We start from the raw sequence: 26,979 nt of genomic DNA on the forward strand, positions 1-26,979 counted from the left end.
ATAATTTTCACACCTTTTGCTTATTAAGGAAAGAATATGTCTAATCTTAATTTTGATTTTGCTGAAAATGACTTTCGTCCTTTAGCAGCCCGTATGCGTCCAACAAATTTGGAACAATATTATGGGCAGACGCATTTAATTGGGGAAGGAAAGCCACTTCGTAAAGCGATTCAAGCAGGGCATGTTCATTCTATGATTCTGTGGGGACCGCCGGGTACAGGTAAAACAACACTGGCGGAAATTATTGCTCATCGTATCAATGCAGAAGTTGAACGAATTTCAGCGGTAACAAGCGGTGTGAAAGAAATTCGAGAATCAATTGAGCGAGCGAAACAAAATCGACTTGCAGATCGCCAAACGATTTTATTTGTGGATGAAGTACATCGCTTTAACAAAAGCCAACAAGATGCGTTTTTGCCACATATTGAAGATGGTACGATTATTTTTATTGGTGCGACAACGGAAAATCCTTCCTTTGAATTAAATAATGCATTGCTTTCTCGTGCGAGAGTTTATCTACTCAAGCCATTGACAGTTACTGAAATCGAACAAGTTCTACAACAAGCCATTTCTGATCCTGAGCGAGGATTAGGTAAAGAGCGGTTAGTTTTAGAAGAGAATTTACTACAGGTATTAGCTGAATATGTGAATGGTGATGCGCGCCTGGCTTTAAACTGCCTTGAATTGATGGTGGACATGGCTCCTGAAACAGAAAACGGTAAAAAATTAGACCGCACTTTGTTGAAAGAAGTATTAGGTGAACGACAAGCGCGTTTTGATAAGCAAGGTGATCGCTTCTATGATTTGATTTCTGCTTTACATAAATCCATTCGTGGCTCAGCAGCGGATGCGGCACTTTATTGGTATGCACGAATTATTACCGCAGGTGGCGATCCTCTTTATGTTGCAAGACGTTTATTAGCGATAGCTTCGGAAGATGTGGGCAATGCTGATCCAAGAGCAATGCAAGTAGCTCTCGCCGCTTGGGATTGTTTTACGAGAGTGGGTGCCTATGAAGGAGAGCGAGCTATTGCGCAAGCCATTATTTATTTGGCCGTAGCGCCAAAGAGTAATGCGGTTTATAAAGCATTTAATGCTGCTAAACAGCATGCGAAAGCGTTTCCTGATTTCGATGTGCCACCTCATTTACGTAATGCGCCAACGGCTTTAATGAAAGAATTAGGCTATGGCGCTGAATATCGCTATGCACATGATGAGCCAAATGCTTATGCCGCAGGAGAAAATTACTTTCCACCGGAACTGAAAGATACCCAGTATTATTTCCCAACTAATCGAGGGATGGAAATTCAAATTAAAGAAAAGCTTGAACGTTTACATGAACAAGATAAAAACGCATCAAAAAAACGCTATAAATAGTTTTTCTACACATTAAATGTAAAAAAGAGCGGTCAATTTGACCGCTCTTTTGATTATTACTTAAAAGCGCATTATTTTGCTGCTTTTAACTCTTGGTAATACTGTTCATAATATTGAATCGCATCACCTACATCATCTTGCCAGTAGCTTTTTTGAAGGATTTCTGCTGGTGGATAGATAGATGGATCTTCAGTGATTTCTTTCGGAAGCACTTTTTTCGCTTCAAGGTTAGCTGTTGGGTAACCGATCGCTAAAGTCAATTTTTCCGCAGCTTTTGCACCTAATAAGTAGTTAATTAACTTGTGAGCACCATCTGGGTTTTTAGAGGTTTTAGGAATCGCTAAAGTATCAACCCAAAGAACAGGACCTTCTTTTGGGAACACCATATTTAATGGCGCTTGTTCTTTTTTCGCGATACGTACAGAACCATTCCATAATTGACCTAATTCTACTTCACCTGAGATGAAAGAGTTTGCAGGGTTATCTGAATTGAAAGAAAGTACGTTTGGACGTAATTTTAACAACTCTTCGTAAGCTTGCTTGATAATTGCTGGATCTTTGGTGTTTGGATCTTGACCAATTTTTAATAATGCAATATTGAATACTTCACGCGCATCATCCAATAATTGGATTTTATTTGCGTATTCTGGTTTCCAGAAATCACCCCAAGAAGTGAAGTCAGAGCCTTTATAGGTATTGGTATTAAATGCAATACCTGGCGCACCTAACAACTGAGGAAGTGAGTATTTATTGCCTTTGTCATAAGGTTTGTTGAGCCAATCAGGGTCTAATTCTTTGATAACAGGTAATTTACTGTGATCTAATTCTTGTAGCATGCCTTCACGAGCCATTTTAGATACGAAGTAGTTAGATGGAGCAATAACATCATAACCGCCTGCATCACCTTGGGTTTTCATTTTGGCATACATCGTCTCATTGGATTCAAGACTTGCTACGATAACTTTGATACCAGTTTCTTTTGTGAAGTCATCTAAAAGACCATCTGGTACATATTCAGTCCAAGTATATAAGTACACAGTATCATTTGCTGGGGCCTGTGCTTTTGTTGCATCAGGCTTGGCTTCTTTGTCGTTACAAGCAGTTAATGTAGCGGCAACTAAACCGGCAGTAAGCAAACCTGCAAATTTTTTCATTTTTCTTTGTTCTCCGTAAAAGAGGGGTAAAAAACCACCTGCATTAATGCAGGTATAAAAAAACGCCTTGATTGTGCGTCAAGGCGTATTTTATTTGATCTTAAAAGATTTGTGAAACCTTTTTATATCAATGTTTAATGATTATTTTTGCGTGTAACTAATTGACTTAAAATTACTAATCCTAATGAAAGCACGATCATAATCGTTGCTAATGCGTTCACTTCTGGTGTTACCCCTGTTTTAACAAGAGAGAAGATACGCAATGGTAGGATTTCATAGCTTACACCACTTACGAAAGACGATACGACAACATCATCTAATGAAATAGTAAAGCTTAATAACCAACCAGATACTACAGCCGGTAAGGCAAGTGGTAGGATAATTTTACGCAAAATGGTGACTTCGCTCGCACCTAAATCTTTTGCTGCTTCAAGCATTCTTGCATCAAAGCCATTTAAACGCGAGAAAATCGTTACGGTAACATAAGGTAAACAGAATGTTACGTGCGCCAATAATAATGACCAGAAACCTAACGAAATCCCTACAACCATGAATAAGGCAAGTAGAGAAACCGCCATTACGATATCTGGTGACATCATGACGATAAATAACATACCACTTACTGCTTGTTTACCACGGAAACGATAGCGATAAAGTGCAATCGCGGTTAAACCACCTACAATAGTTGCTAAGGTTGCAGCAAAGAAAGCAATAGTGACAGAGTGGAACGCAGCTTGGATTAAGGTATCGTTATTAAATAAACGCTCATACCAGTTCCAACTAAAGCCTTTCCAACTTAAACCATAACGGTCTTCGTTAAAGGAGTTAGTCACCAAGATAATAATTGGGATATACAAATAAGCGTATACCACAAACATAAAAATATTACGTAGTAAACGACTCATTATTCTAACTCCACTTTCTTATTCAACAATTTATTTGCACGATAGTAAACGAAAATCAACAATGCCATCAAGATGGTTAAGCCGATACTGATTGCCGAACCAAATGGCCAGTTACGAGAAATTAAGAACTCACTCTTAATCACGTTACCAACTAATAATACTTTCGCACCACCAAGTAAGTCTGCGACATAGAACATACCCATTGCAGGCAGTAATACTAATAAACAACCTGCTACGATACCTGGCATGGTTAATGGTAAAATCACACGGAAGAAACGTTGAACAGCATTCGCGCCTAAATCTCTTGCCGCTTCTAATAAACGCCCGTCTAATTTCTCAATAGCAGAGTAGAGTGGAAGAATCATAAATGGTAAAAGGAGATACACTAAACCAATGATTACAGCTACTTCGGTATTTAAAATACGAATAGGCTCACTCAAAATGCCCATATCTATTAACATGGTATTTAACACACCTTTCACACCAAGGAATACTTTCATCCCATAGATACGGATAAGTGAGTTTGTCCAGAATGGCAATACCACGAGGAATAACAAAAATGGACGATATTTTGGATTAATTTTGCTGACCATAAAGGCAAATGGATAGCCAATGAGTAAGCAAATAATCGTCGCAATGCCAGACATATACAATGAATTCCACACAACCTGTGCATAAAGCGGATTAAACAGGTTCGCGTAGTTATCTAAAGTAAATGGCAAAGCATAAAAGTCGCTACCATCTCGGGTTAAAAAACTTACGGTTAATACTAATAAGTTTGGAATTAGCACAAAGAAGATTAACCAACTGAAGATAATTGCAACAGTAATTTTCTGGAATTTATTATTGATTATCTTCATCGTTGAGTACAACCTCCCAACCTTCGTGCCATGTAATACCTACACGTTGACCAACGCTGTGATCCATATGTGGGTCATCTTCGTTAAAGAATTCGCTTACTAATACGCGTTTACCGTTGTGATCAAATTCTACGGTAGACTCAAGTGTCATCCCTTTATAGGTGCGATCCACAATGCGACCAATAATTGCATTTGAGTGCTCATTTTCGTCAAGCTCTTCAATCACAATATCTTCTGGGCGTAATAACACTTGTAGTTTTTGACCTTTTTCAGCAGAGATGCTCGTGTGGATATCACATACACGACCTTCTACATTAGCAAGTAGCTCATCGTCAGATTTACGTTCAATCACTGTGGCATCAAATACGTTGATTTCACCAATGAAGCGAGCAACGAATAAGTTGGCTGGATCTTCATAGATTTCACGTGGTGAACCATCTTGTGCAATTTTACCTTTACGTAATAAGACGATACGATCAGACATGGTAATCGCTTCTTCTTGATCGTGAGTAACGAAAATAAAGGTAATGCCAAGTTGACGCTGTAATTGTTTAAGTTCGTTTTGCATTTGTTTACGTAACTTATAATCCAGCGCAGATAAAGATTCGTCAAGTAGCAACACTTTTGGCTTATTCACAACAGCACGAGCAATCGCGATACGTTGTTGCTGACCACCAGAAAGTTGAGCTGGTTTACGGTCGGCCATTTCTTCTAATTGCACCATACGCAATGCATCTAGAACACGAGGTTTAATTTCGCTCTCTGACACCTTTTGCATACGCAAACCAAAAGCCACGTTATCAAAGATAGTCATATGCGGGAATAATGCATAACTTTGGAATACAGTATTGATATGGCGTTTTTCAGCCGGAACATTAGTAATGTCCTCACCGTCCAAAATAATATGACCTTCATCTAATTCTTCTAAACCCGCTAATAAACGTAAAACTGTCGTTTTACCACAGCCTGAAGGGCCAAGAATTGTGACGAATTCACCGTTATTAATGGTTAGACTGAAATCATCAATAATTGTGTTATAACCATAGGATTTTTTGATAGAACGAAGCTCAATAATAGGCTTGTTTTGAACCAGATTTTCCACTAGCTTTGGTTTTCTCCCTAATTTCACCAATTTGATTGGTGCTGAGTAGAAATAAACCTGCAAAAAATGATGCAGGGGCGACATAAAATTGAACAGATATGATATAGCGAATTGTTAATGATGAAAAGGATTTAATCGTGTTTTTAGGAAAAAAATTATCGAAAATTTGACCGCACTTTTTTCAGAAAATCTTATAACTCTCTACTTTATTGTTATATATCAAGAACTGTAACGAATTTTGGGATTAGACTAGTGCCGATATAAAGGAGAATTTTAAAATGGAAGAACATAATAACAATGAATTATTACAGCGATTTTTAACTTATGTCGCGTTTGATACGCAATCTAAATCGTCCGCAAAACATTCACCTAGTTCGCCAGGACAAATGAAATTAGCTTTGCATTTGCAGCAAGAATTAATTGAACTTGGTTTACAAGATGTCAATGTGACTAAGCATGCCGTCGTCACGGCTTATTTACCCTCAAATCATCCCGATTTAACACAAACCATAGGTCTTATTTCTCATTTAGATACCTCACCACAATGCAGCGGTAAAAATGTTCAGCCCGAAGTGATCGAAAACTATCGGGGGGGAGATATTGCCTTAGGTTTAGGGGAAGAGTTTATTAGCCCTGTTTATTATCCATTTTTACACCAGCTTATTGGCAAAACCTTGATTGTGACAGATGGAACTACTTTACTTGGTGCGGATAATAAAGCTGGAATCGCAGAAATTATGACCGCACTTTCTGTCTTACAACAGGAAAATATCCCACATTGCAATATTCGAGTGGCATTTACGCCTGACGAAGAAATTGGTTTAGGTATGCATTATTTTCCATTAGACGATTTCCCTTGTGATTGGGCATATACCATTGATGGTGGGGAAGTGGGTGAGCTCGAGTATGAGAATTTTAATGCGGCAACGGCAAAAATCACCTTTAAAGGACGGGGAATTCATCCTGGTTATGCGAAAAACAAATTAGTGAATGCGCTTACGTTAGCTTGTGAGTTTCAACAAGGTTTTCCAAAAGATGATGTGCCCGAAAAAACATCGGGAAAAGAGGGTTTTTTCCATTTAGATGATTTTAAAGGAGATATTGAGAAAGTTGAGTTACATTATCTCATTCGAGATTTTGACCAAGCTAATTTTGAGCAACGTAAAGCGTTTATTTATCAACTTGTAGAAAAATTTAATAGAGAGAAAAGTTTGAAGGAACCCGTGGAATGTGTGATTGAAGACAGTTACAAAAATATGTATGACACAGTCAAAAATGTTCCACAGTCGATTAGGCTTGCTGATGCAGCAATGAAAGCTTGTGGTATTACACCAAATCACAAACCAATACGGGGCGGAACGGATGGGGCATTTTTAGCGGAAAAAGGATTAGCTTGCCCAAATATCTTTACTGGTGGCTATAATTTCCATAGCAAACATGAGTTAGTGACCCTTGAAGGGATGGAAAAAGCTGTCGAAGTGGTTATAAAAATAGCAAACTGTAAAGATTTGTAAATTAGTGTAAAGAAAAAACTTGCATTTGTCAGAATATGTCAATATAATCGTTAGCGTTTTATCGAGATTCCTTTGATAAAGCTAAACTTTAGAGATTTTATTCATAAATTCCTTTTTGGTGCTCCTAAGAAATTAGGAGCTTTTTTTTTGCCTTAAATTCAGATCTTTACTTCAAAAACGGATTGTTTCGTTTTTCTTGTCCAATGGTTGTGTAAGGACCATGTCCCGCAATGACAACCATATCATCATTTAATGTAAATAATTTATTCTTGATTGATGAGATCAAGGTGTCGAAATCCCCACGAGGGAAGTCTGTACGACCAATACTGTTTTGGAAAAGGACATCGCCAGTAAAAGCAATATTTTTTTCATGTTCAATAAAACCAATGTGGCCAGGTGTATGACCAGGAAGATGAAGAATTTCAAAGGTAAATGTACCAATTTGAATTTTTTCGCCTTCTTGATTAAACCAGCGATCAGGTGTAAATGCAGAAATATAAGGTAAGCCAAACTGCTGAGATTGCTGTGGTAGACTTTCAAAAAGGAAACGATCTTCTTCCTGTGAGCCCCAAATTTCAATGTTAAAATGATCGCGAATCGCTTCTGCCGCACCTACATGATCAAGATGACCATGCGTCAATAAGACTGCTTTTAGGTTTAATTCTAATTCCTCAATGCGTTGAATAAGCTTTTCCGCATTGCCACCAGGATCGATAATTGCCGCATTTTTTTCATCATCCCAAATAAGAGAGCAATTTTGCTGAAAGGCTGTAACTGGAATAATTTCAATATTCATCTTTTTTCCTTATCGTTGATAACAAAAAACCGCACTAAAGTGCGGTCTAAAATTAAACTGTTTTTTATGCACCACGCCATGTTCTTACAGGGCCAGTATCCACGTGAATAAAATTACTATACGGATAATATCCTACACCACCGCTATCAAGATTTTCGGCTGCTTGGCGTAATCTTGCTAAAGGTACACCAGGGATTTTAAAATCAATCGCTTGGCCTTTAATATGATAGCTGTTGCTTGCTACATCACGACTTTGTCTACGACGCATGGCATTTGTCGCAGCACTACGATAGCCACAAATCACATCAATTTGTGCAGTACGTAAACCTAAATCACTTTGTAAATGATAAAACTTCATGAAGAGATTTGGATCCATTCGGCGTACTTGGTCTGTACGGCGATCTCTCATGAAGTAATCAAGTTTACCAAGTAATGAACGATTAAATCCAGTTGTTGCAGAGAACTCACCGCTTAATCGTTCATTGGTGTTGACATTATAGAAGCTGAGAATACGAGGTTTAGGGGTAGAGACCATTGCTAACACCGTACTCGGCATCATGCTTGCGCCCAAAACGATGCCGCCTAATGAAAGCCATTTACGACGATTTTTGTCAATGTTACCCATTTTTTAGTCTCTTTTATTACCCATCTCTCACCCTAGACAATTTTTTCTTTAAAAAGTTCTAGCGTAAACATTGTTTAAAGATATTTTTTTACAACTGCCCAGTCAATACCATTAAAAGTCGCGGCATCGTCGTATTTATAAATATCCGGTAAAACTTGTGTTTGGCCGTTTTCAACCCATGCAGTCACATAATATAAGAATACAGGATCATTTGTACGAATGTTTGCAGACGTTGTTTTCTTACTTTCTAAAACGTTACGTTTTTTATCTTCTGACCAGCCAGCTTCTTGTAACAGAATAGAGGCTAGTTGATCGGATTTTTCTACACGCACACAACCTGAGCTTAATGCACGGTCTTTTTTGCCGAATAAGCTATGATTTGGTGTATCGTGAAGATAAATCGCATCAGAACTTGGCATATTAAATTTATAGTTACCTAATGCACTGTCGCCAGCTGCTTGACGGATACGGTACGGGAATTTATCCCCAATACTACTCCAATTAATAGAGTAAGGATCGATAGTATTACCTTTGCTATCCAAAATAGAGTAGTTGTGTGCTGCCGCATAGCCTGGGTCACGTTTTAATTTCGGTAAAATATCTTCATTGATTAAACGTGTTGGGGCATTCCAAGGTGGATTCACTACCACGTTACTCAGACGGCTGTACATCACTGGCGTACGGCGTTCATTTTTACCCACAATGACGCGTGATTCTAGAAGAACTTTACCATCACGATAATATTTCAATTGATAGCTTGGAATATTAACAAAGATTCCATTTTCAAAATCAGGAATAACGCGTAAGCGTTGTGCATTAAGGGCAAGTTTTTTACCCATTGCAGAAATACCTGAAGCTGAAATCATCGATGGAAGTGCTTGTACCGTTTCACGATATAAACGATTATGGTTAGATAATCCGTTTATAAAACCAGAAACAGCATTGTTTTTAACCGCACTTTGCCATTGGTCGATAACTTCTTGATTTGGTAATTCTGGTTTATAAGCATTCGTTGCGTATAACCAACGTTGTGCTTGTTGATTGACGTTCTTGCTGTAATACAAGTAATCAAGGAAAGCGTCACTTAACAACACATCATAGGTGAGTCCACCCGTTTTTTCAGCATTATGTAAATTGACTAACGATTGAGCTGAACGTTTAGAAATACCAGATGCCACCATGGCTGCATATTCACGTAGGAATTGTTTCTCAGCCGCCTTGTCTTTCCACATTAGGTCATATTTATTATCGGCATATAATTTAGCCAAAATTGGTTTGAACTGTAGATTTTGTTCACCAATTTCATGTGTTAATGACATCTCTAGCATCGCTTGCTTTTCAGCGGCAAGACGAGCTTGATCTTCTTTGATTTCAGCTTCAAGTTTTGCTCGCTCTTCTGGACTTAATTTAGACATATCAACGCCTTTATTTTCGGCTTGTTGAGGCTGTCCAACTGTTTTGGCCCATTCAGCTAATGCACAACCTGACGTCATCATTGATAATGATAAGACTAATGCGCTTAATTTCATTGTTCCTTTTAACATTGCTGTACCTTTAAAAATATTCATAAAAAATAACCGCACTTCAGTTTTTTCATCTGCTAAAGTGCGGTCAAAATAATCGTTATTTTGTTGCTTTTGCCGCTTCTTGTTTTATTTCAGCATCCACTTTTTGTTGATTCGCATTAAGTTTAACTAAATCAGCTGCCATTTTTTCTGCTTCTTTTAAGAAGAAATCTGGGGCTTCATAGTCTTTTGGCAAATCATCAATGTCTTTCAATGCTTTTTTACCTTCACGTTTAAAACGAGCATTGAGATCTTTTAAACGTCTCGCATCATCCTTATCATTTTCCGCTTTGCGTTCTTGGAAATTCAATGATAAGAATTTGCGCTCACGACGTTCATCACGGATTTTAAGATCTTCATTTAAAGCAATAAATTCAGGATCTTTTGCAATACGCTCTAGATGTTTTTCATTTAATGCTTCAACATCTTTACGAGCTTTATTGGTTTCAGAATAAGTCGCCGGAGGAATTTTATCCCAAGGTAATGCGTTATCTTCTTTTTCTTCACCAATTTCTTTGGCATCAATAATTTCAGGGAAATTAATATCTGCAGCGACACCTTTTAATTGGGTTGAACCACCATTAATTCGATAGAATTTTTGGATAGTATATTGCAATACACCAAGTGGTGTTTGGTCTAAATCATAAACAAAGTTTAATGAACGACTTTGTTGTACGGTACCTTTACCAAAGGTATTTTGCCCAATAATGATACCACGATTGTAATCTTGCATTGCCGCAGCAAAAATTTCAGAGGCTGATGCACTGAAACGATTAATCATTACCAACAATGGTCCTTTATATTGTTGAGCATTGTCATCATCTTCGTGTACACGAATACGTTGATACGCATCTCGTACTTGTACTACAGGACCATCAGTGATGAATAAACCGCTTAATGCCACGGCTTCTGTTAATGCACCGCCGCCATTCTCACGAAGATCCACAATTAAAGCGCCAATTTTTTTCTTCTCAGCATCTACTAATAATTTTTTCACATCATCAGTTAAGCCTATATAGAAACTTGGAATTTTAATGACACCAACAGTTTCACCATCTACTTTAGAAACTGTAAGTTTTGCTGCTTGGTCTTCAATACGGACTTTATCGCGAACTAAGGTAACAATACGGCTTTTTCCACCTTTTGCAGGTTCAATTTCAAGACGAACTTTTGTTCCTTTTTTACCTTTAATTTTGTCAACGATATCTTCTAAACGCCAACCGATAACATCTTCGATTTCGCCTTTTTCTTGGCCCACACCAATGATTTTATCGCCCGCTTGTAATTTTTTACTGCGTTCAGCCGGTGCTCCTGGCACTAAAGATTTGATGCTAGTTTCGTCATCTTCAGATTGTAATGTTGCGCCAATCCCTTCTAAAGAAAGGTTCATGCTTTCATTAAAGCTTTTTGCAGTACGTGGCGCAAGGTAGCTTGTATGTGGGTCAATTTCTCGAGCAAAAGCATTAATGTAAATTTGAACGATATCATCCGCTTTCGTTTGAGTTAATCGACGAATCGCTAAATTGTAACGTTTAGTGAGTTTTTCTTTAATTTCAGGCCATTTTTTATCTTTTAACTTGAGGCTAATCACATCATTTTTGACGCGCTCTTCCCAAAGTTTATTCGCTTCTTCTTCCGTTGCTGGGAAAGCGGCTTTTTCACGATCGATCTCAATTTGATCATTACCTTTTAAATCTGGTTCTTTATCTAATAGAGATAGAGCATAAGCATAACGCTCATAACGACGTTTCATCATCAGATCGTAAATCGCAAATGCCGCAGAAAGATCGCCCTCATTAAGTTGGTCATCTAATTTTGAGCCATATTTAGCACGTAAATCATCAATATCTGATTTTAAAAAGGTGTTATGGCTGTAATCTAAACTTTTAATATAACGATCAAAAATCTTTTCGGAAAAGGCGTCATCAAGCTGGAATTTACGATAATGTGATTGGGTTAAACGTGTTGTTGCACGCTTTGTTGCCAACTGATTTGCATCAGTTGCTGAAGGAATCGTAATATCACTTTGCTTTAATTTCGGCTGCACAGCAAAAGTGTCAGACGAATGAAGAAATAACGCACCTAAAATTGCTGTCGCAATAAGACTTTTGGTTGTATGTAATTTCATTTAACCTTTCCCGATAAGAAATAAATTATTAGGCAAATAAACGATCTGCGGTGATTGTCATCACTAAACCATTTTCAAGTTCTACGCGTGCGCCATCTTTTTCCACATTTAATACGGTCGCATTTTTCGCTTGTTCTGCTACTTTCACTTTTACTTTGCTACCTGCAGAAAGTGTAGTGAAATCAACCGCACTTAGTTTTACTTGCGGGGCTTTTGGTTTGCGAGTTGCTTGATTTGAATTTGGCTTACGAGCAGGTCGTTTTTGTTGTGCTTTTTTGGCTGCTAATTCTGCTTTGCGTTTTTCTGCAAATTTAGCTTTTGCTTCTGCTAATTGTTGAACCGCATGAGAAACGTGTTCTGCGTCTAATACACCAGCAGGGTTGCCGTATAAATCCACACGCTCAGCACCTTCACGGCAACCATGTAAATAGCGCCAGTTAGAAGTGTATTGACGTAAAGCCTGACGTAATTGAGTTTTGCTGATACGTTCATCATCTTTTAATGCTTCAGCAAGATCTTGGAAAAGACCAATTTTTAATGGTTTAGCTTCACCTTCTGCAATAAAGCAAAGTGGGAATTTTTCCACAAGATATGCAATGATCGCTTTTGTATCAGTTAATTTTTGAACGCCTTCAGCATTATTTTCAACTTGGGCTTCAACTTGAGAATCTGTCATTTCTGAGTTTTCCTAGGATAAAAAATAAAAACTTGCACAGTTTACCGCACTTTTATAAGGATTGACAATGGTTGGACAGAATAATTCCGTTTCTAATTCTAATGAATAACTTCACAAATTCCCTTAATTCAGGCTAAAATAGTCCACTTTTATAATTTCTGAAAACATAATGACAAAAACACCTGATTTTACTCATGCCACTTATAGACTAGTGCGTTGCATAGGATGCGATGCAACGGTGTCTGTTCGTCGTCCGCAAGAAGGGGAACACGCGCAATGTCCGCGTTGCCATCATAAATTGCAATCAGGAAGTCGTTGGTCACTTAAACGTTGTTCATTAATCGCTCTTTCTATCTTAATTTTAATGCCATTTGCTTTAGGCTATCCTTTATTGAGCTTAGATTTACTAGGTACTAAAATTGATGCTTCTGTTTGGAAAGGAATTTGGAAAATGGCAGTAGAGGGATATTCCTATACTGCATTTATGATTTTTATCTGTGCTGTTTTAATGCCTGTATCTTTTGCGATTCTAGTCATTATGTTGCAGCTTTCTAAATTACTCAAAATTAAGCCTCGTAATGTCTTATTATTTGTGGGTTATATTAAGCCTTGGGTCATGTTTGACGTATATTTAGTTGCACTCGGTGTTACCATGTTTAAAGTGCGCGAATATGCCACTTTAGAAGTGGATGTGTATTTAATTGCTTTTGTTTTTACTGCACTTTTAACCACTTTATTATTCATTAAAATTAATTTAGATGACTTATGGCATGATTTTTATCCCGAGCAGAAACCAGTTACTAAAAGTGATAAACCGTTAGAACTTTGTACAGCCTGCGATTACACTTTTTTTAAAGAAGATCAAGAATACGATCACCATCATCGTGCAATTTGTCCACGTTGTGCATCGCTTATTGAAATACCAGAGAGTGTAAAATTACAACGTGTTTGGGCGACATTAGTGGCGGGGATTATCATGCTTTTCCCTGCAAACTTGCTCCCAATATCCGGTGTTTATTTAACAGGAAATTTGTCACAAGATACCTTGATGTCGGGTGTAATGTCATTTATAAGCATGGGCAGCTATTTTGTTGCTTTCGTGGTATTCTTCGCCAGTATTTTTGTGCCCGTAAGCAAAATCCTGATTATGTTGTATTTACTGGCAAGCGTGCATTTTAAATGGAGACATTCAATTAAATGGCAAATGCGGCTATTACATATCATTCACTTTGTAGGACGTTGGTCAATGCTGGATCTTTTTGTGTTAGCCTTGATGATGTCTTTAGTGACACGTGGACAGATTATTAATTTTACCGTAGGCCCTGCGGCATTTTATTTCGGTGCAGCAGTGTTTTTAACTATGATTTCAACTTCTCAGTTTGATAGTCGATTAATTTGGAAAATTTATGACAGAAAACAATAAACCAGAATCTCAATCTATTGATGAGCAATCTAACAATGTAGAAGCGTTATTACGTAAGAATAAACGCATCTCACCGTTTTGGTTGTTACCTTTTATTGCATTATGTATTGGTGCCATTTTATTTTTCCAAATTGTGAAAGAACAAGGAAAGATGATTACGATTACATTTTCTAATGGTGCAGGGTTGGTTGCAGATAAAACACCGATTCGCTATCAAGGTTTGCAAATTGGCGTTGTGAAGAAGGTTAACTTTACTGACAATATGCAAAAAGTGAAAGTTGAGGCAAGTATTCATTCTGAAGCCACCGATGTGTTAAAGGAAAATACTAAATTTTGGCTTGTGCAACCGAGCGTATCGCTCGCGGGGATTTCAGGTTTAGATTCTTTAGTGTCAGGAAATTATATTACGCTTCAACCAGGTGATGGTGATTCAGAAGATGAATTTATTGCGGAAGAACAAGGGCCTATTGCACAAGTAAATCCTGGCGATTTATTAATTCATTTAATTTCGGATGATTTAGGTTCGATTTCAATTGGGGCTTCTGTTTACTTCAAAAAAATGCCAGTCGGGAAAATTTATGATTACCGCTTCAATAAAGAGAATAAAGTTGAAATTGATGTGGTAATTGATAAGGCCTTTGCGCATTTTGTGAAGAAAGATTCACGTTTCTGGAATATTAGCGGTATTAACGCCAATATTAATTCATCCGGTATGAATGTGGCAGTGGAAAGTTTAAATGCAGTGGTGCAAGGTGCCGTATCATTCGACTCGCCATCAGATAGCCCACAAGCGGTGACTAACAGCAACTATATCCTTTATTCTAATTTACAAGCGGCTAAACGCGGGATTGAGGTTGAGGTGACGCTGCCAGTTTCTGCAGGTTTACAAGCTGGACAAACTTCAGTTTATTATGGTGATGAGCAAGTCGGTTTGCTTTCGTCTTTAAGAACAGTTGAAAACAATGAAGATATTTTACAAGGGACATTATTAATTGAGCCAAGTCAGGCTAATCTCTTAAAAACTAATACGCACATTGTGTTGAAAAGTCGCAAGTTAGATTTAGGCGATATTGCTAATCCACAGAAATTCTTCCGTGGTGATTATTTCGAAATTATTCCAGGAAGTGGAGAAAGCAAAACGCAATTCGAAGTCATTCGAGAAAATGAGTTATTGCTCAAAGCACTAAATACTTTGGTTTTAACCTTAACGGCACCAGAGACTTATGGTATCGCGGAAGGGCAATCCGTGTTTTATAACAATATTGCTATTGGGCAAATTGTGAAACAGCACTTAAATGTTGATGGTGTCAAATTTGAAGTGGCGATTGCATCAGAATATCGCAATCTTATTCATGAAAACACCCAGTTTGTCGCTGCCTCTAATTTTGATGTGAGTTTGGGTATTGATGGCTTACGTTTTGAATCTGCAACTCCATCAAAATGGTTGCAAGGTGGCGTGCGTGTATTAGCGAAAAAAGGAAGTGGTGCACCGCATTCTACCTATCCACTTTATAAAGATATTAGCAGTGCAGAAACAGGCGTTACGGGCAATTTAGTGAATCCAACGATTGTGTTACATTCCACTAATTTGCCAAGTATTAGCAAAGGTTCTGTGGTGCTTTATCGTCAGTTTGAAGTAGGTAAAATTATTAACGTAAGACCGAAAGCCAATAATTTTGATATTGATGTGTATATTTATCCGGCTTATCAAGATCTTCTGACAGATAAAAGTGTATTCTGGGTAGAAAGTGCAGCACAGATTGATATTACGCCGAAAGGCATTAGTATCCAGGCATCACCGGTTGCGCGATCATTAAAAGGCGCAATTAGTTTTGATAATACGGGTTCAGGCAAAAATCAAACACTTTATCCAAGCGAACTACGAGCCAAATCAGCGGGGCAAGTGATTACGTTAATAACAGATGATGCAACCGCTTTAAGTAAAGGAATGAGTTTGCGTTATCTTGGTATGAATGTGGGTGAAGTTGAGCAGATTGCCCTTGATCAAAAAACAAATCGTATCACAGCAAAAGCATTAATTAACCCAAGTTATATGGGGATGATTGCAAAAGAAGGTACGGTATTTAAAGTGATTTCCCCACAAATCTCAGCAGGTGGAATTGAAAACTTAGATAGCCTTTTACAGCCTTACATTGATATTGAGTTAGGTAAAGGACCATCAAAAACACAGTTTAATTTAGCGCAAACCGCACAACCTCGAAATAAATACAGCAATGGCGTGCCATTTATTTTGGAAACCAGTGATGCGATGAATTTAACAGAAGGATCACCTGTGCTTTATCGAGGCGTTGAAGTGGGAACCGTGCGTAAGTTTGAATTGAATTCTTTAGGTGATCGTGTGTTGGTACATATTGCGATTACGCCGAAGTATCAACATTTAGTACGTAAAAATTCAGAGTTCTGGGTTTCATCAGGTTATGATTTCAACCTTGGTTGGAAAGGGGCTGAATTTAATACCGGTAGTATACAGCAATTGTTGAAAGGGGGGATTTCGTTCTCGACTCCATCGGGTACGATCGTTCAACCGCAAGCAACGGCAAATCAGCGCTTTATGTTGCAAGTGAAGAAACCAGCTGAAGCACCAACTTGGAATTCTGGTGCTTTACCAGCAAATCAATAAAACATAAAAAGAAATAACCGCACTTTTGAATCATCAAAGTGCGGTTATTTTTTAGGTATTTTGAATAGTGTTATAGGTGTTATTGTCCCATATTTTTGACTGATTTTAAAAAGCCTTTGGCTGAAGTATAGACTTCATCTTTTCCCTGAGCATGTAAAATCATATCGGACATTTCTCGGAAAGCGCCTTTACCGCCTCCAAGTGCAAGCACATAATCTACGGCATTTTGCACATAAGGTGCAGAGTCTGCCACAGCAAAAGAAAGGCCACAGGTTGCAAAAGCAGGGAGATCGACGCTGTCATCACCAATATAGGCAGTTTGTTCTGCGGTAACTCCTGCTTGTTTCATGAGTTCCAAACAAGCACTTTCTTTCTCAAGCTTGCCTAAAAAGAACAATTTAATTCCGAGATCATTAATTCGCTTACGTAGAATCGCAGAATCTCTGCCCGATAATACGGCGACTTGAATACCTGCATCCATCAACATTTTGACACCAAGTCCATCGCGTACATGGAAACTTTTAATGGCTTCACCATTCGCATCGTAATGGAGTAGTCCGTCAGTTAATACACCATCGACATCGGTGATGACCAATTTAATTTTCTTTAATTTTTCGTTAATCATTAGCTTGAGAACTCCACTAAGCCCACAACATTATTTTCGTCATTGACCACAACCAGTGAGTGAATTTTCTTCTCTTTCATCAAGTCTTCCGCTTTCGCCAAGAATTCATTTTCATGAATGGTTTTTGGTGAAGAGGTCATTAATTCTTTCGCGGTTTTATTAAGCGTGTCCGCACCATTAGCTGTTAATGCTCGGCGCACATCACCATCGGTAATAATGCCTTTAAGTTGTTGGTTTTCCATCACTAATGCCACACCCATACGACCTTCATTCATAATTGTTAAGCAATCAGTGAAGCAGGTATCTGGTGTGGTAATCGGTAATCGAGTTTGCATTTGATCTTTTACTTTGCATAACAAACGACGACCAAGGCTACCGCCTGGATGGAATTTCGCAAAATCAGCCGGTTGGAAATGACGAGCAGTAATCAATGAAACGGCAAGGGCATCACCTAATGCTAAAGTCACTAACGCAGAAGTGGTTGGGGCGAGGTTATTTGGACACACTTCGCGTTCAACAGTAATATCCAAAACATAATCAGCATGGCGAGCAAGCGTTGAGTTTTTATTGCTGGTTAGGGCAATAATTTTATTGCCAAAGTTTTTCAAACTTGGAATGAGTTTATTTACATCATCGGTTTCACCGCTATAAGAAATCAGCATCACGATGTCGATGGGTTTTAACATACCTAAATCGCCATGAAAGGCTTCGGTCGGATGAAGGAAGAAACTTGGGGTTCCCGTTGAGGCAAAAGTCGCTACCATTTTTTTGCCAATTAGCCCCGATTTACCTATACCTCCGATGACTAAACGACCTTCGCAAGCAAGGATAAGATCCACAACTTGAGAAAATTCATCATCCAAGCGTTGGCTTAGTTGTGTGAGCGCCTGGCTTTCGACAGAAAGGGTTTCTCGTGCGATTTGTAAATAATTCATTGGAAATCCTTATGATAGAAGTGCGGTTGAAAATAACCGTATTTTATGGGGCTATTCTAACGGAAGTTATTAAAAATAAGAATGAAAATTTGACCGCCTTTTGAATTCCCCCTATACTACGCCGCGAGTTGGTTAGACAATCGCTGGTTTATTGAAGCCCTTAACCGTGTTCGCACGACCTAGTGGGACAAGTAAACGAGAGGAAAGTCCGAGCTACAAAGGGCAGAGTGCCGGATAACGTCCGGGCGGCGTGAGCCGACGACCAGTGCAACAGAGAGCAGACCGCCGTGAAAACGGTAAGGGTGAAAGGGTGTGGTAAGAGCACACCGTGCCGTTGGTAACAACGTGCAGCAAGGTAAACTCCACTCGTAGCAAGACCAAATAGGAACTCAATGGGTGGCCCGTCCAGAGTTCGGGTAGGTTGCTTGAGCGGCAGAGTAATTTGTCGCCTAGAGGAATGATTGTCCACGACAGAACTCGGCTTATCGACCAACTCAACAAATTCATCAAAAATGACCGCACTTTTGTTTTTTCGTTATCCTACTCGGGATAGAATGAATAAAAGTGCGGTCATTTTCTTTTTTGTTTTACCATAAGCTCATTTGTTCTAAATGGCTTTCTTCCGGTAACGTCACGTGTAATCCCACAAGACGAATGGATTTTCCGTGGCTACGTTGCCAAATTTGTTCCAGTAATTGCTGAAAGCTTTTTAGTGATAAAGGCAAGCCTGTTTTTTCTAAGGTCGTCACCTGAAAATCTTCAAATTTTAATTTCACCCCAATTTTGCGAAAAGCCGTTAAGGGGACATTCGGCGCGCTTCGTTCAATACGGCGAATAAGCTCAGCATAGAGATTATCTAGTAGCGCTATACCTTGTTCAACATGGCTAATATTTTCAGATAAAGTGCGTTCTACACCGATAGATTTTCGTTCTCGATGAGCTTGAATTTCACGATCATCAATACCATGGCTAAAATCCCAAATTCGTTTGCCCATTTTCCCGAAGATATTTAATAAAATAGATTGATCGAGTTTTTGCACATCTTCACAAGTTTCTAACCCCATTTTCAATAAACGTTCAGAGGTGACCTTGCCCACACCAGGGATTTTTTTCAATGGCAGTGTTTTTACAAATTGCTCCACTTCATGAGGTTGAATCACAAATTGTCCGTTCGGTTTATTCATATCGGAAGCAATTTTGGCGAGAAATTTAAGGGGCGCTACACCGGCAGAGGCGGTCAGTTTTAATTCATCAAAAATCGCTTGGCGAATTTCTTGTGCGATCCACGTGGCGGATCCTGAACATTGTGTACAATCTGTGACATCTAAATAAGCTTCATCTAAGGAAAGTGGCTCAATGATAGAAGTGTAACGTTGAAAGATTTGATGAATTTGTGCGGATACCTGTTTATAAAGCGGCATATTGACTGGCACTAAAATCAGGTTAGGGCATTTTTTGATGGCTTGTGCAGTAGGCATCGCACTGTGTAGTCCAAATTTTCGAGCTTCATAATTACAGGTGGTAAGCACACCACGTTGTCGAGAACTTCCCCCCACCGCAACAGGTTTGCCCTGTAGCGTTGGATTTTCACGGATTTCAACAGAGGCATAAAAGCAATCCATGTCAATGTGAATAATTTTTCGGGTGGAATTCATGCGGTAAGTGCGGTCAAAATTAGGCGTGTTTTTAGTATATCTAAAAGAAAATAACTGTTCAAGCATACAGTTGTTAAAAAGCCCACATTACGTGGGCTAGATAAGAGAATTAACGATCAGAGAGAACGGTTTTATCACCAAACAGGATAACGCGTTCAATAGGATAAACATCAATTTTTTCTTGTTGGTTCATAAAGACTTTGCGTGCGTCTTCAGCCAATTGAACAAACGGAATTTGTAAATTAATATTGATGGATTTACCCGGTTGTAATGGGGTTTCTAAGTTGATTTGCATATCTTGGCTGTAAATCACTTTGCGGTTATTCACATACACGCCCACCCATTGAATATTTTTGATTGGTTTTTGACCAATGTTAGTGATTTCATGTTTGAATGCACTTAATGCTTGGCCATTTTCGTCAACCACCATTTCACGATTACCAATATTGATGGCAAGATATTTGTCGATGTTATCACTCGCTTTTGCCACTTGTTGAGTTGCTTGTGATGCTTTTGCGGGTGTTGCTTCTTTTGCAATAACTTGTGTGTTAAATGCTAAACATAATGCACCTAATGAAAGTGCGGTCAGAGATTTTAATGTTTTCATTATTCGATTCCTTATAAAAAAGTGGCAAAATTTTACCCTAACTTCTCAGGTTAATAAATAGCTTCTTTTCCTTTCTTAGATTTTTTGATAAACTGCCGAACGATTTTGGGGCTGATTCTGGATTCGACGGGATTAGCGAAGCCCAAGGTGCACGTCGAGGTGCGGTAGGCCTCGTAAATAAACCGCAAAAAAATAGTCGCAAACGACGAACAATACGCTTTAGCAGCTTAATAACCTGCTCATAGCCTTCGCTCCCCAGCTTCCGCTCGTAAGACGGGGATCAAGCGGAGTCAAACCAAAACGAGATCGTGTGGAAGCCACCGTTTGAGGATCGAAGCACTAAATTGAATCAAACTAGCTTAAGTTTAGCGTGTCTGTCCGCATGCTTAAGTGAAATTAAAGACGAGACTAAACGTGTAGTACTGAGGGTAGAGTAATTTCGGACGCGGGTTCAACTCCCGCCAGCTCCACCACAAAATAAACCTATCAAGTCCTATGAAAGACTTTAAAGCCTTGAAAATAATGACTTCAAGGCTTTTTTATTGCGCTTTTAACTTCTATCAAACTCTCGATTTTGAGTAGTACGTTTAATAGTCGGAGCTTATTGATTGGTTAAATTGTTGCATTACTAAAGTGCTTAGTAATCGGTAAATTATCAGCTAAAGGAGAAAAAATGAATATTTTATTATTAGACGGTGGTAAAGATTTTGGCCATTCACATGGTGAGTTGAATCATACGCTTCACAAAAAAGCGAAAGAAGTTTTGACCGCACTTGGACACAATGTAAAAGAAACCGTGATTGATGCCGGCTATGATGTTGAGGCAGAAATCGAAAAATTCTTGTGGATGGATGCCGTGATTTGGCAGATGCCAGGTTGGTGGATGCACGAACCTTGGACAGTGAAAAAATACATAGACGAAGTATTAACCAGCGGACACGGCAAGCTTTACCACAGCGATGGTCGTCATCGCGTCAATCCGACAGAAGGCTACGGCACCGGTGGCTTGTTGCAAGGCAAAAAACACATGCTTTCGCTTACGTGGAATGCGCCTATTGAAGCGTTTACCCGCGAGGGCGACTTCTTCGAAGGCAAAGGTGTGGATGCGTTATACATGCACTTTCACAAACTCAACGAGTTCATCGGCTTGACCCGTCTACCGACATTCTTATGTAACGATGTGATTAAAAATCCACAAGTAGAACAATACTTAGCAGACTACCAAGCACACTTGGAAAAAGTGTTCGGATAATTACAAAATATGAGTTTATAAGGTGAGCATTTTGACTCACCTTTTTTATTTCAAACGCTTATCAAACTTTTTGATAGGGAGAGGAAGAGGAATAGACTGAGTTTAGATCAAACAAGCGGTTTAATTTTGAATTGAATTTGCAAAAACACCTAAAAATTTGACCGCACTTTAAAATAAAAAGATCTAAACATCCTCAATTTGAAACTGCTTACGCCAGCGATTCGGTGAAATTTTATGTTTTTTCAAGAAGTGCTGACGCAAGGCGGTATCGCTATGAAACCCACTTTGTTCTGCAATATCAGTAATAGATAAATCTGTGCTTTCCAAAAGCTCTCTTGCTCGCTGTAGTCTTGCTTCAATTAACCATTGATTTAATGACACTCCAGTTGCTTTGCGAAAATGTCGGGTGAAAGTGCTACGGCTCATTGACAAACGTTCTGCAAGACTATCAGTCGAATGAAGAGCGGTCAGATTTTCATTTAAATAAGCAAGCAACGCATTGATATTATGATTAGGTGTGGAACGAGAAATAGGGCATTCGATAAATTGTGCTTGTCCGCCTTCACGATGAGGGGGGATAACCAGTATTCGGGCAATATGATTGGCAATTTTCACACCATATAATTTACGGACAATAGAAAGGCAACAATCCATGGAAGCTGCCGTTCCTGCTGAGGTAATCAGTCGATCTTGTTCTAAATAAATAGGATTTAAATCCCATTTCACCTGCGGAAAACGATTAGTAAAATCACTATCTCCTAGCCAATGTGTGGTTGCTTTTTTGCCGTTAAGTAGACCACTGCACGCCAACACATAGGCGCCATAACATAAACCCACTACTGTCGCACCACGTTGATACGCTTGCCGTAACGCTGTTAATAAAGCCTCGCTCGGCATCACTTGAGTATCATGCCATCCAGTCATCACAACAATATCGGCATTCTCTAACCATTCTAAACCACCATCTAAATGTATGTGAAATAGCGAGTTTGTCAGGTTGTCCGAATCGCTAACGATTTTACAGTCAAATAACGGCTTGCCGTTTAAATCCGACATAGAAAAAACGGAATATGCCATCGCAAAATGAATGGGCATCATTTGTTCATACACAATCAAAGCAACAGTGGGTTTATTCATTTTATTTCTCCTACTTTGATATGAGCATAACACAGAAATGACCCGATTATTACGTTTATTGATTTTTTATCTATTTTTGCGCAATTTTGTTCTCACTATAATATGTTTATTCATTCAATAACGTATAGAAAAGGAAAAACAATGAACTTAAAAACCTTAATTAACACTGCAGCATTGGCTATTAGCGCAAATACTTTCGCCGTAGATCTTGCCTCTAAAAACACTGATAGCTACCAACATATCCGCAATGCCACTGGTCGCCTGAACTACGCAGGGAAAACTTTTTTAATTGATCCGATGCTTGCTGAAAAAGGACATTATGCAGGCTTTGAAGGGACATTAAATAGCCATTTGCGTAATCCACTTGTGGAATTGCCGATGAAAACAGAAGATACTTTCAAAGATGTTGATGCCATTATTTTAACTCATACACATGAAGATCATTGGGATGAGGTTGCACAAAAAATTTTACCTAAATCCATCAAAATTTTTGTGCAACATGAACGGGATGGCGACTTACTCAAAGCGCAAGGTTTTACTAACATAACCAGTTTATCGCTAGAAAAACCTGTGGAGTTTGAAGGTATTATTTTAAATAAAACTGGCGGTTCTCACGGCACAACAGAAATGTACGCTGTACCACAATTAGACGAGATTTTAGATGAGGCGATGGGTGTAATATTCCAAGCGAAAGGTCATCCAACGGTTTACTTGGTTGGTGATACAATTTGGACTGCCGAAGTAAACAAAGCCATTAATCGTTATAAACCTGATGTAATGATTATGAACACAGGTGATGCGCGTACCTTAGCTTTTCCGAATGACGGCATTATTATGGGGTTACAAGATGTTGCTCATGCTCGCCAAATGCTACCGAATACAAAACTTATCACGGTGCACATGGATGCGGTAAACCATATGTCTGTGTACCGTAAGGATTTACGCCAATTTGTCCAAGCAAACAAGCTTGAAAATGTAGTAATTCCAGAAGATGGTGAAACAGTGAAGTTTTAAAAACAAGCGGTTTTAATTTTGATTGAATTTGCAAAAACACCTAAAAATTTGACCACACTTTGTTATAAAAAAGCCGTCTGAAATTTCAGACGGCCTTTTTCTAAGAAATAATTTTAATTAATTCCTTCCACTAAAATTGCGCGGCCTGTTGTTGCGCCCAAACGGATGGATTTGAATGCTTGGAAACGCCGAAATCGGGCACGATACGCAATACTTTCCGCAAAACGGGTTTTCTGTTTCAGGAAAACCGCCTGCCGGAAAACTTGACCGCGATGCAGAATATCGCTATTTTTATGGACAAACCCGATGAAGGCGAAATCATCGCGCTGGCGGCGAAAGTCGGGCTGACTGCGGGCGATTTGAACAAATATCCGACCGAATTGTCCGGCGGCATGGCGAAACGGGTAGCATTTTTGCGCCTGCTGCTGTGCGGCTGCGACCTTGCCTTGCTGGACGAGCCGTTCGTCTGTTTGGACCGCGATTTGCGCGATATTTTGGTCGCCATGCTGGTGGAAAAAATCGAGCGGCAGGGCATGGCGTGTATGCTGGTAACGCACGACCGCTTCGAAGCCGTACGCCTGAGCCATGAAATCATGCTGCTTTCCACTAAGGGCATGAACGTGCAAAACGTGATTACTCTGCCTATGCCGCTGTCCGAACGCGATTCGGCTTTTGAAGAAGCCGTGGTGGCAAGAGAGTTTCAGGGGATTCATTATTATGAGTGATAGGAATTTAAATTTCTGACAAACCTTGCGGTTCGTTGCCCTCTCCCTAACCCTCTCTCACGGGGAAAGGGGATCAGGTTTCTCAAAATCAGAGAGCCGTAGAATTGGGAATCAGATGTCAGGTAAACCTGAAAATGTTCAGGCTCGACAGCCCAATTCCCTCTCCCCGTGGGAGAGGGTTAGGGAGAGGGTAAGCAAGCCGCAGGCTTGCCTCTTTAGCGAAAGATACGAATCTGTTATCCGAACGCGATTCGGTTTTTGAAAAAGCCGTGGTGCCAAGGGGGCAGGGGATTCATTATGAGGTGCTTTATGTTTTCGACTGTGATTACTGCTGCTGTTTTATATATTGCTACAGCAGTAGATTTGTTGGTAATACTATTAATATTTTTTGCTAGAGCAAATACTAGAAAAGAATATCGAGATATTTATATCGGACAATATTTAGGTTCTGTAATTTTAATATTAGTTAGTTTATTTCTAGCTTTTGTTTTGAATTATGTTCCGGAAAAATGGGTGTTGGGTTTATTAGGTTTAATACCGATTTACTTAGGTATTAAAGTTGCTATTTACGACGATTGTGAGGGCGAAAAAAGAGCTAAAAAAGAATTGGATGAAAAAGGGTTGTCAAAATTAGTCGGTATTGTTGCTTTGGTTACAGTTGCTAGTTGTGGTGCAGATAATATTGGACTTTTTGTTCCTTACTTTGTGACTTTAGATCTTGTCGACTTATTAGTTACTCTTCTTGTATTTTTAATATTGATTTTTGTTTTAGTATATACAGCACAAAGATTGGCTAATATTTCAGGTGTTGGTGAAATTGTAGAGAAGTTTAGTCGTTGGATAATGGCTGTTATTTATATTGGTTTAGGGTTATTTATTATTATTGAAAATAATACAATTCAAACAATAATATCAATAATATGAATGATACGGGCATTTGAGTATCTGACAAACCTTCGGCTTGCTTCTTCAATACAAGATACAACCCTGTCCGCCCAATAAATCCATATCCGAAAGCATCTTCATGCAGAATTAAGCCAAACCATGAATAAGTTTTTCACCCACCCCATGCGGCCGTTTTTCGTCGGTGCGGCGGTGCTTGCCATACTCGGCGCGTTGGTGTTTTTCATCAGCTCCGGTGCCGTCATTTTGAAATGAAACCAAATCAAAGCCGATTGAACCATCGTCCACTTGGGTACGACCATCACGTCCGCCGGTTGCTGTTGCTGATGTTTTGTAGAAAATTTTCATGATATTGTCCTCAATTCAATATTGGTTAAATGTTTTGGCGTACTGCCGTTGAAAGTGAGTTCATTATATTGAACGGCAATATGAAGTGTTATATGATTTATCCAAATTACTTGCCTATTCCTACAAAACTATGTTCTCAACTGAAACGATAGAACGCTTATTAAAAGTTATTCCACATAACGAAACCTATTCATCTCCAATTAAAGGCTTGGTGATTCGCCATGCCGATTAGCCGTTTTGCTACGAGGGTATTATTCAAGAACCGAGCATTTGCATCGTGTTAAGTGGGGAACGTGAAATACAACTAGGCGAACAATGCTACCGTTTTGACAATCAACACTTTATGTTCTGCCCTGTCAATGTGCCGATGCGCGGCGAAATTAAATATGCCGAGCCGAAAAAGCCGTTTTTAGTGATGTCGATGAAAATTGATATTGAAAGCGTTAGCAAGATTTTATTAGCAAATCCAAACCTTGCAGATGATGTTCAACAGGGCGACGAAGATTTTGCACAATGGCATTTGGATGAATCTCTCAAAAATGCTGTTGAACGCTTATTACTCTTGCACGAAAATCCAAAAGATATTGGGTTTCTTGCACCGCTTATCCAACAAGAAATATATTATCGACTCCTTACAGGCGAACAAGGTGGCAAATTTAAAGCCATGGTAAGCAATGGATCGCACACCAAAAAAATCGCCCAAGCCACCCATTATCTGCAACAACATTTTAGTGAAACCATCACCGTGGAAACCTTGGCAAATCTAAGTGGTATGTCATTATCTGGATTTCATAGTCATTTTAAGAAGATAACCAGCCTTTCACCGCTGCAATATCAAAAATCCTTACGTCTGATGGAAGCCAGACGACTAATTGCACAAGAAGAGCAAGGCATTACTGAAACCGCTTACCAAGTCGGCTACGAGTCACCTAGCCAATTCAGCCGTGAATACAAACGGTATTTCGGGCATGCGCCCAAGGGGGATATTAAATAGATGGGGCTTAAAGAAGGG

The 26,979-nt window shown here is 39.1% G+C and carries 23 protein-coding genes, 2 other RNA genes and 1 pseudogene; 11 read left to right on the plus strand and 15 right to left on the minus strand.

Annotated features, from left to right (window positions below; genetic code table 11):
• The first annotated feature begins 36 nt into the window (after positions 1 to 36).
• Positions 37 to 1,377, plus strand: a complete 1,341-nt coding sequence (locus O3746_RS00790; RefSeq protein WP_371447496.1) for a replication-associated recombination protein A — start codon at positions 37 to 39, stop codon at positions 1,375 to 1,377.
• A gap of 71 nt (positions 1,378 to 1,448) precedes the next feature.
• On the opposite strand, the gene O3746_RS00795 is transcribed toward O3746_RS00790, so the two are convergent.
• The 4 genes from O3746_RS00795 to potA all read right to left on the minus strand — a co-directional run bounded on the left by O3746_RS00795 (position 1,449) and on the right by potA (position 5,398).
• Positions 1,449 to 2,531: an extracellular solute-binding protein gene (locus O3746_RS00795; RefSeq protein ID WP_371447498.1), complete on the minus strand. Its 1,083-nt coding sequence runs from the start codon at positions 2,529 to 2,531 to the stop codon at positions 1,449 to 1,451.
• Between the two features lie 134 nt (positions 2,532 to 2,665).
• Positions 2,666 to 3,436, minus strand: coding sequence for a spermidine/putrescine ABC transporter permease PotC (potC, locus tag O3746_RS00800; RefSeq protein WP_005695832.1), 771 nt, complete (start codon positions 3,434 to 3,436; stop codon positions 2,666 to 2,668).
• Complete coding sequence (gene potB / locus O3746_RS00805; protein WP_371447500.1) at positions 3,436 to 4,296, minus strand: spermidine/putrescine ABC transporter permease PotB; 861 nt, start codon at positions 4,294 to 4,296, stop codon at positions 3,436 to 3,438. The genes potC and potB overlap by 1 nt, the downstream gene beginning before the upstream one ends.
• A complete protein-coding gene (gene potA / locus O3746_RS00810; protein WP_371447502.1) occupies positions 4,280 to 5,398 on the minus strand; it encodes a spermidine/putrescine ABC transporter ATP-binding protein PotA in 1,119 nt (372 codons plus the stop codon). Before potA ends, potB begins: the two co-directional genes overlap by 17 nt.
• Positions 5,399 to 5,676: 278 nt before the next feature.
• On the opposite strand from potA, the gene pepT reads away from it, so the two are divergent.
• Complete coding sequence (pepT, locus tag O3746_RS00815) at positions 5,677 to 6,912, plus strand: peptidase T (protein ID WP_288294044.1); 1,236 nt, start codon at positions 5,677 to 5,679, stop codon at positions 6,910 to 6,912.
• A 166-nt stretch (positions 6,913 to 7,078) separates the two neighbouring features.
• Here the strand turns inward: pepT and O3746_RS00820 are convergent, their stop codons facing one another.
• The 5 genes from O3746_RS00820 to proQ all read right to left on the minus strand — a co-directional run bounded on the left by O3746_RS00820 (position 7,079) and on the right by proQ (position 12,702).
• A complete protein-coding gene (locus tag O3746_RS00820) occupies positions 7,079 to 7,708 on the minus strand; it encodes an MBL fold metallo-hydrolase (RefSeq protein WP_288294043.1) in 630 nt (209 codons plus the stop codon).
• Between the two features lie 64 nt (positions 7,709 to 7,772).
• Positions 7,773 to 8,333 (minus strand): YcbK family protein, encoded by a 561-nt coding sequence (locus O3746_RS00825; RefSeq protein WP_049365945.1) that lies wholly within the window; start codon positions 8,331 to 8,333, stop codon positions 7,773 to 7,775.
• A 74-nt stretch (positions 8,334 to 8,407) separates the two neighbouring features.
• Complete coding sequence (locus O3746_RS00830) at positions 8,408 to 9,877, minus strand: L,D-transpeptidase family protein (RefSeq protein ID WP_288294048.1); 1,470 nt, start codon at positions 9,875 to 9,877, stop codon at positions 8,408 to 8,410.
• 79 nt (positions 9,878 to 9,956) lie between these two features.
• A complete protein-coding gene (gene prc, locus O3746_RS00835) occupies positions 9,957 to 12,026 on the minus strand; it encodes a carboxy terminal-processing peptidase (protein WP_371447506.1) in 2,070 nt (689 codons plus the stop codon).
• Positions 12,027 to 12,054: 28 nt separating this feature from the next.
• Positions 12,055 to 12,702 (minus strand): RNA chaperone ProQ, encoded by a 648-nt coding sequence (gene proQ, locus O3746_RS00840; RefSeq protein ID WP_049371225.1) that lies wholly within the window; start codon positions 12,700 to 12,702, stop codon positions 12,055 to 12,057.
• Between the two features lie 169 nt (positions 12,703 to 12,871).
• On the opposite strand from proQ, the gene O3746_RS00845 reads away from it, so the two are divergent.
• The gene (locus tag O3746_RS00845; protein WP_049371224.1) at positions 12,872 to 14,125 is read left to right on the plus strand and encodes a paraquat-inducible protein A; all 1,254 of its coding nucleotides are present in this window, start codon (positions 12,872 to 12,874) and stop codon (positions 14,123 to 14,125) included.
• A complete protein-coding gene (locus O3746_RS00850; RefSeq protein ID WP_288668251.1) occupies positions 14,109 to 16,766 on the plus strand; it encodes a PqiB family protein in 2,658 nt (885 codons plus the stop codon). Before O3746_RS00845 ends, O3746_RS00850 begins: the two co-directional genes overlap by 17 nt.
• Positions 16,767 to 16,845: 79 nt before the next feature.
• On the opposite strand, the gene O3746_RS00855 is transcribed toward O3746_RS00850, so the two are convergent.
• Together O3746_RS00855 and O3746_RS00860 are read right to left on the minus strand one after the other, a co-directional pair.
• Positions 16,846 to 17,391: an HAD family hydrolase gene (locus O3746_RS00855; protein ID WP_065243167.1), complete on the minus strand. Its 546-nt coding sequence runs from the start codon at positions 17,389 to 17,391 to the stop codon at positions 16,846 to 16,848.
• Positions 17,391 to 18,326 (minus strand): KpsF/GutQ family sugar isomerase, encoded by a 936-nt coding sequence (locus O3746_RS00860; RefSeq protein ID WP_314022213.1) that lies wholly within the window; start codon positions 18,324 to 18,326, stop codon positions 17,391 to 17,393. Before O3746_RS00860 ends, O3746_RS00855 begins: the two co-directional genes overlap by 1 nt.
• Before the next feature lie 124 nt (positions 18,327 to 18,450).
• Here O3746_RS00860 and rnpB point away from each other — a divergent pair.
• Positions 18,451 to 18,827: RNase P RNA component class A (gene rnpB, locus O3746_RS00865), an RNA gene on the plus strand.
• Positions 18,828 to 18,913: 86 nt separating this feature from the next.
• On the opposite strand, the gene dinB is transcribed toward rnpB, so the two are convergent.
• Both dinB and O3746_RS00875 read right to left on the minus strand, forming a co-directional pair.
• Entirely contained in the window at positions 18,914 to 19,981 is a 1,068-nt protein-coding gene (gene dinB, locus O3746_RS00870; RefSeq protein ID WP_371447744.1) for a DNA polymerase IV, read from the minus strand.
• A gap of 109 nt (positions 19,982 to 20,090) precedes the next feature.
• Positions 20,091 to 20,588 (minus strand): hypothetical protein, encoded by a 498-nt coding sequence (locus O3746_RS00875; RefSeq protein ID WP_049384967.1) that lies wholly within the window; start codon positions 20,586 to 20,588, stop codon positions 20,091 to 20,093.
• Positions 20,589 to 20,695: 107 nt separating this feature from the next.
• Here O3746_RS00875 and ssrA point away from each other — a divergent pair.
• Both ssrA and O3746_RS00885 read left to right on the plus strand, forming a co-directional pair.
• Positions 20,696 to 21,061, plus strand: a transfer-messenger RNA (tmRNA) gene (ssrA, locus tag O3746_RS00880).
• A 200-nt stretch (positions 21,062 to 21,261) separates the two neighbouring features.
• A complete protein-coding gene (locus O3746_RS00885) occupies positions 21,262 to 21,840 on the plus strand; it encodes an NAD(P)H-dependent oxidoreductase (protein WP_314722963.1) in 579 nt (192 codons plus the stop codon).
• Positions 21,841 to 22,023: 183 nt separating this feature from the next.
• On the opposite strand, the gene O3746_RS00890 is transcribed toward O3746_RS00885, so the two are convergent.
• Entirely contained in the window at positions 22,024 to 22,977 is a 954-nt protein-coding gene (locus O3746_RS00890) for a GlxA family transcriptional regulator (RefSeq protein ID WP_371447511.1), read from the minus strand.
• A gap of 141 nt (positions 22,978 to 23,118) precedes the next feature.
• Here O3746_RS00890 and O3746_RS00895 point away from each other — a divergent pair, with 141 nt between their 5' ends.
• The 3 genes from O3746_RS00895 (at position 23,119) to O3746_RS00905 (ending at position 25,640) form a co-directional block, all read left to right on the plus strand.
• Positions 23,119 to 23,991, plus strand: a complete 873-nt coding sequence (locus O3746_RS00895) for an MBL fold metallo-hydrolase (protein ID WP_371447513.1) — start codon at positions 23,119 to 23,121, stop codon at positions 23,989 to 23,991.
• Positions 23,992 to 24,170: 179 nt separating this feature from the next.
• On the plus strand, positions 24,171 to 24,716 hold the full coding sequence (locus O3746_RS00900; RefSeq protein ID WP_371447515.1) for an ATP-binding cassette domain-containing protein: 546 nt from the start codon (positions 24,171 to 24,173) through the stop codon (positions 24,714 to 24,716).
• 309 nt (positions 24,717 to 25,025) lie between these two features.
• Complete coding sequence (locus tag O3746_RS00905) at positions 25,026 to 25,640, plus strand: CadD family cadmium resistance transporter (RefSeq protein WP_003766668.1); 615 nt, start codon at positions 25,026 to 25,028, stop codon at positions 25,638 to 25,640.
• A 108-nt stretch (positions 25,641 to 25,748) separates the two neighbouring features.
• On the opposite strand, the gene O3746_RS00910 is transcribed toward O3746_RS00905, so the two are convergent.
• Positions 25,749 to 25,967, minus strand: a complete 219-nt coding sequence (locus O3746_RS00910; RefSeq protein WP_046943022.1) for a hypothetical protein — start codon at positions 25,965 to 25,967, stop codon at positions 25,749 to 25,751.
• Positions 25,968 to 26,097: 130 nt separating this feature from the next.
• On the opposite strand from O3746_RS00910, the pseudogene O3746_RS00915 reads away from it, so the two are divergent.
• A pseudogene (locus O3746_RS00915) lies at positions 26,098 to 26,961 on the plus strand (AraC family transcriptional regulator N-terminal domain-containing protein).
• The last annotated feature ends 18 nt before the right edge of the window (positions 26,962 to 26,979 follow it).

Source organism: Haemophilus sp. 27098_8_127, from assembly GCF_041433495.1.
Taxonomy (GTDB): Bacteria; Pseudomonadota; Gammaproteobacteria; order Enterobacterales; family Pasteurellaceae; genus Haemophilus_D.

Coding starts and splice junctions, on each gene's coding strand:
- O3746_RS00790 (WP_371447496.1), top strand. CDS start 37: ATGTCTAATCTTAATTTTGATTTTGCTGAAAATGACTTTCGTCCTTTA.
- O3746_RS00795 (WP_371447498.1), bottom strand. CDS start 2,531: ATGAAAAAATTTGCAGGTTTGCTTACTGCCGGTTTAGTTGCCGCTACA.
- potC (WP_005695832.1), bottom strand. CDS start 3,436: ATGAGTCGTTTACTACGTAATATTTTTATGTTTGTGGTATACGCTTAT.
- potB (WP_371447500.1), bottom strand. CDS start 4,296: ATGAAGATAATCAATAATAAATTCCAGAAAATTACTGTTGCAATTATC.
- pepT (WP_288294044.1), top strand. CDS start 5,677: ATGGAAGAACATAATAACAATGAATTATTACAGCGATTTTTAACTTAT.
- O3746_RS00820 (WP_288294043.1), bottom strand. CDS start 7,708: ATGAATATTGAAATTATTCCAGTTACAGCCTTTCAGCAAAATTGCTCT.
- O3746_RS00825 (WP_049365945.1), bottom strand. CDS start 8,333: ATGGGTAACATTGACAAAAATCGTCGTAAATGGCTTTCATTAGGCGGC.
- O3746_RS00830 (WP_288294048.1), bottom strand. CDS start 9,877: ATGTTAAAAGGAACAATGAAATTAAGCGCATTAGTCTTATCATTATCA.
- prc (WP_371447506.1), bottom strand. CDS start 12,026: ATGAAATTACATACAACCAAAAGTCTTATTGCGACAGCAATTTTAGGT.
- proQ (WP_049371225.1), bottom strand. CDS start 12,702: ATGACAGATTCTCAAGTTGAAGCCCAAGTTGAAAATAATGCTGAAGGC.
- O3746_RS00845 (WP_049371224.1), top strand. CDS start 12,872: ATGACAAAAACACCTGATTTTACTCATGCCACTTATAGACTAGTGCGT.
- O3746_RS00850 (WP_288668251.1), top strand. CDS start 14,109: ATGACAGAAAACAATAAACCAGAATCTCAATCTATTGATGAGCAATCT.
- O3746_RS00855 (WP_065243167.1), bottom strand. CDS start 17,391: ATGATTAACGAAAAATTAAAGAAAATTAAATTGGTCATCACCGATGTC.
- O3746_RS00860 (WP_314022213.1), bottom strand. CDS start 18,326: ATGAATTATTTACAAATCGCACGAGAAACCCTTTCTGTCGAAAGCCAG.
- dinB (WP_371447744.1), bottom strand. CDS start 19,981: ATGAATTCCACCCGAAAAATTATTCACATTGACATGGATTGCTTTTAT.
- O3746_RS00875 (WP_049384967.1), bottom strand. CDS start 20,588: ATGAAAACATTAAAATCTCTGACCGCACTTTCATTAGGTGCATTATGT.
- O3746_RS00885 (WP_314722963.1), top strand. CDS start 21,262: ATGAATATTTTATTATTAGACGGTGGTAAAGATTTTGGCCATTCACAT.
- O3746_RS00890 (WP_371447511.1), bottom strand. CDS start 22,977: ATGAATAAACCCACTGTTGCTTTGATTGTGTATGAACAAATGATGCCC.
- O3746_RS00895 (WP_371447513.1), top strand. CDS start 23,119: ATGAACTTAAAAACCTTAATTAACACTGCAGCATTGGCTATTAGCGCA.
- O3746_RS00905 (WP_003766668.1), top strand. CDS start 25,026: ATGTTTTCGACTGTGATTACTGCTGCTGTTTTATATATTGCTACAGCA.
- O3746_RS00910 (WP_046943022.1), bottom strand. CDS start 25,967: ATGAAAATTTTCTACAAAACATCAGCAACAGCAACCGGCGGACGTGAT.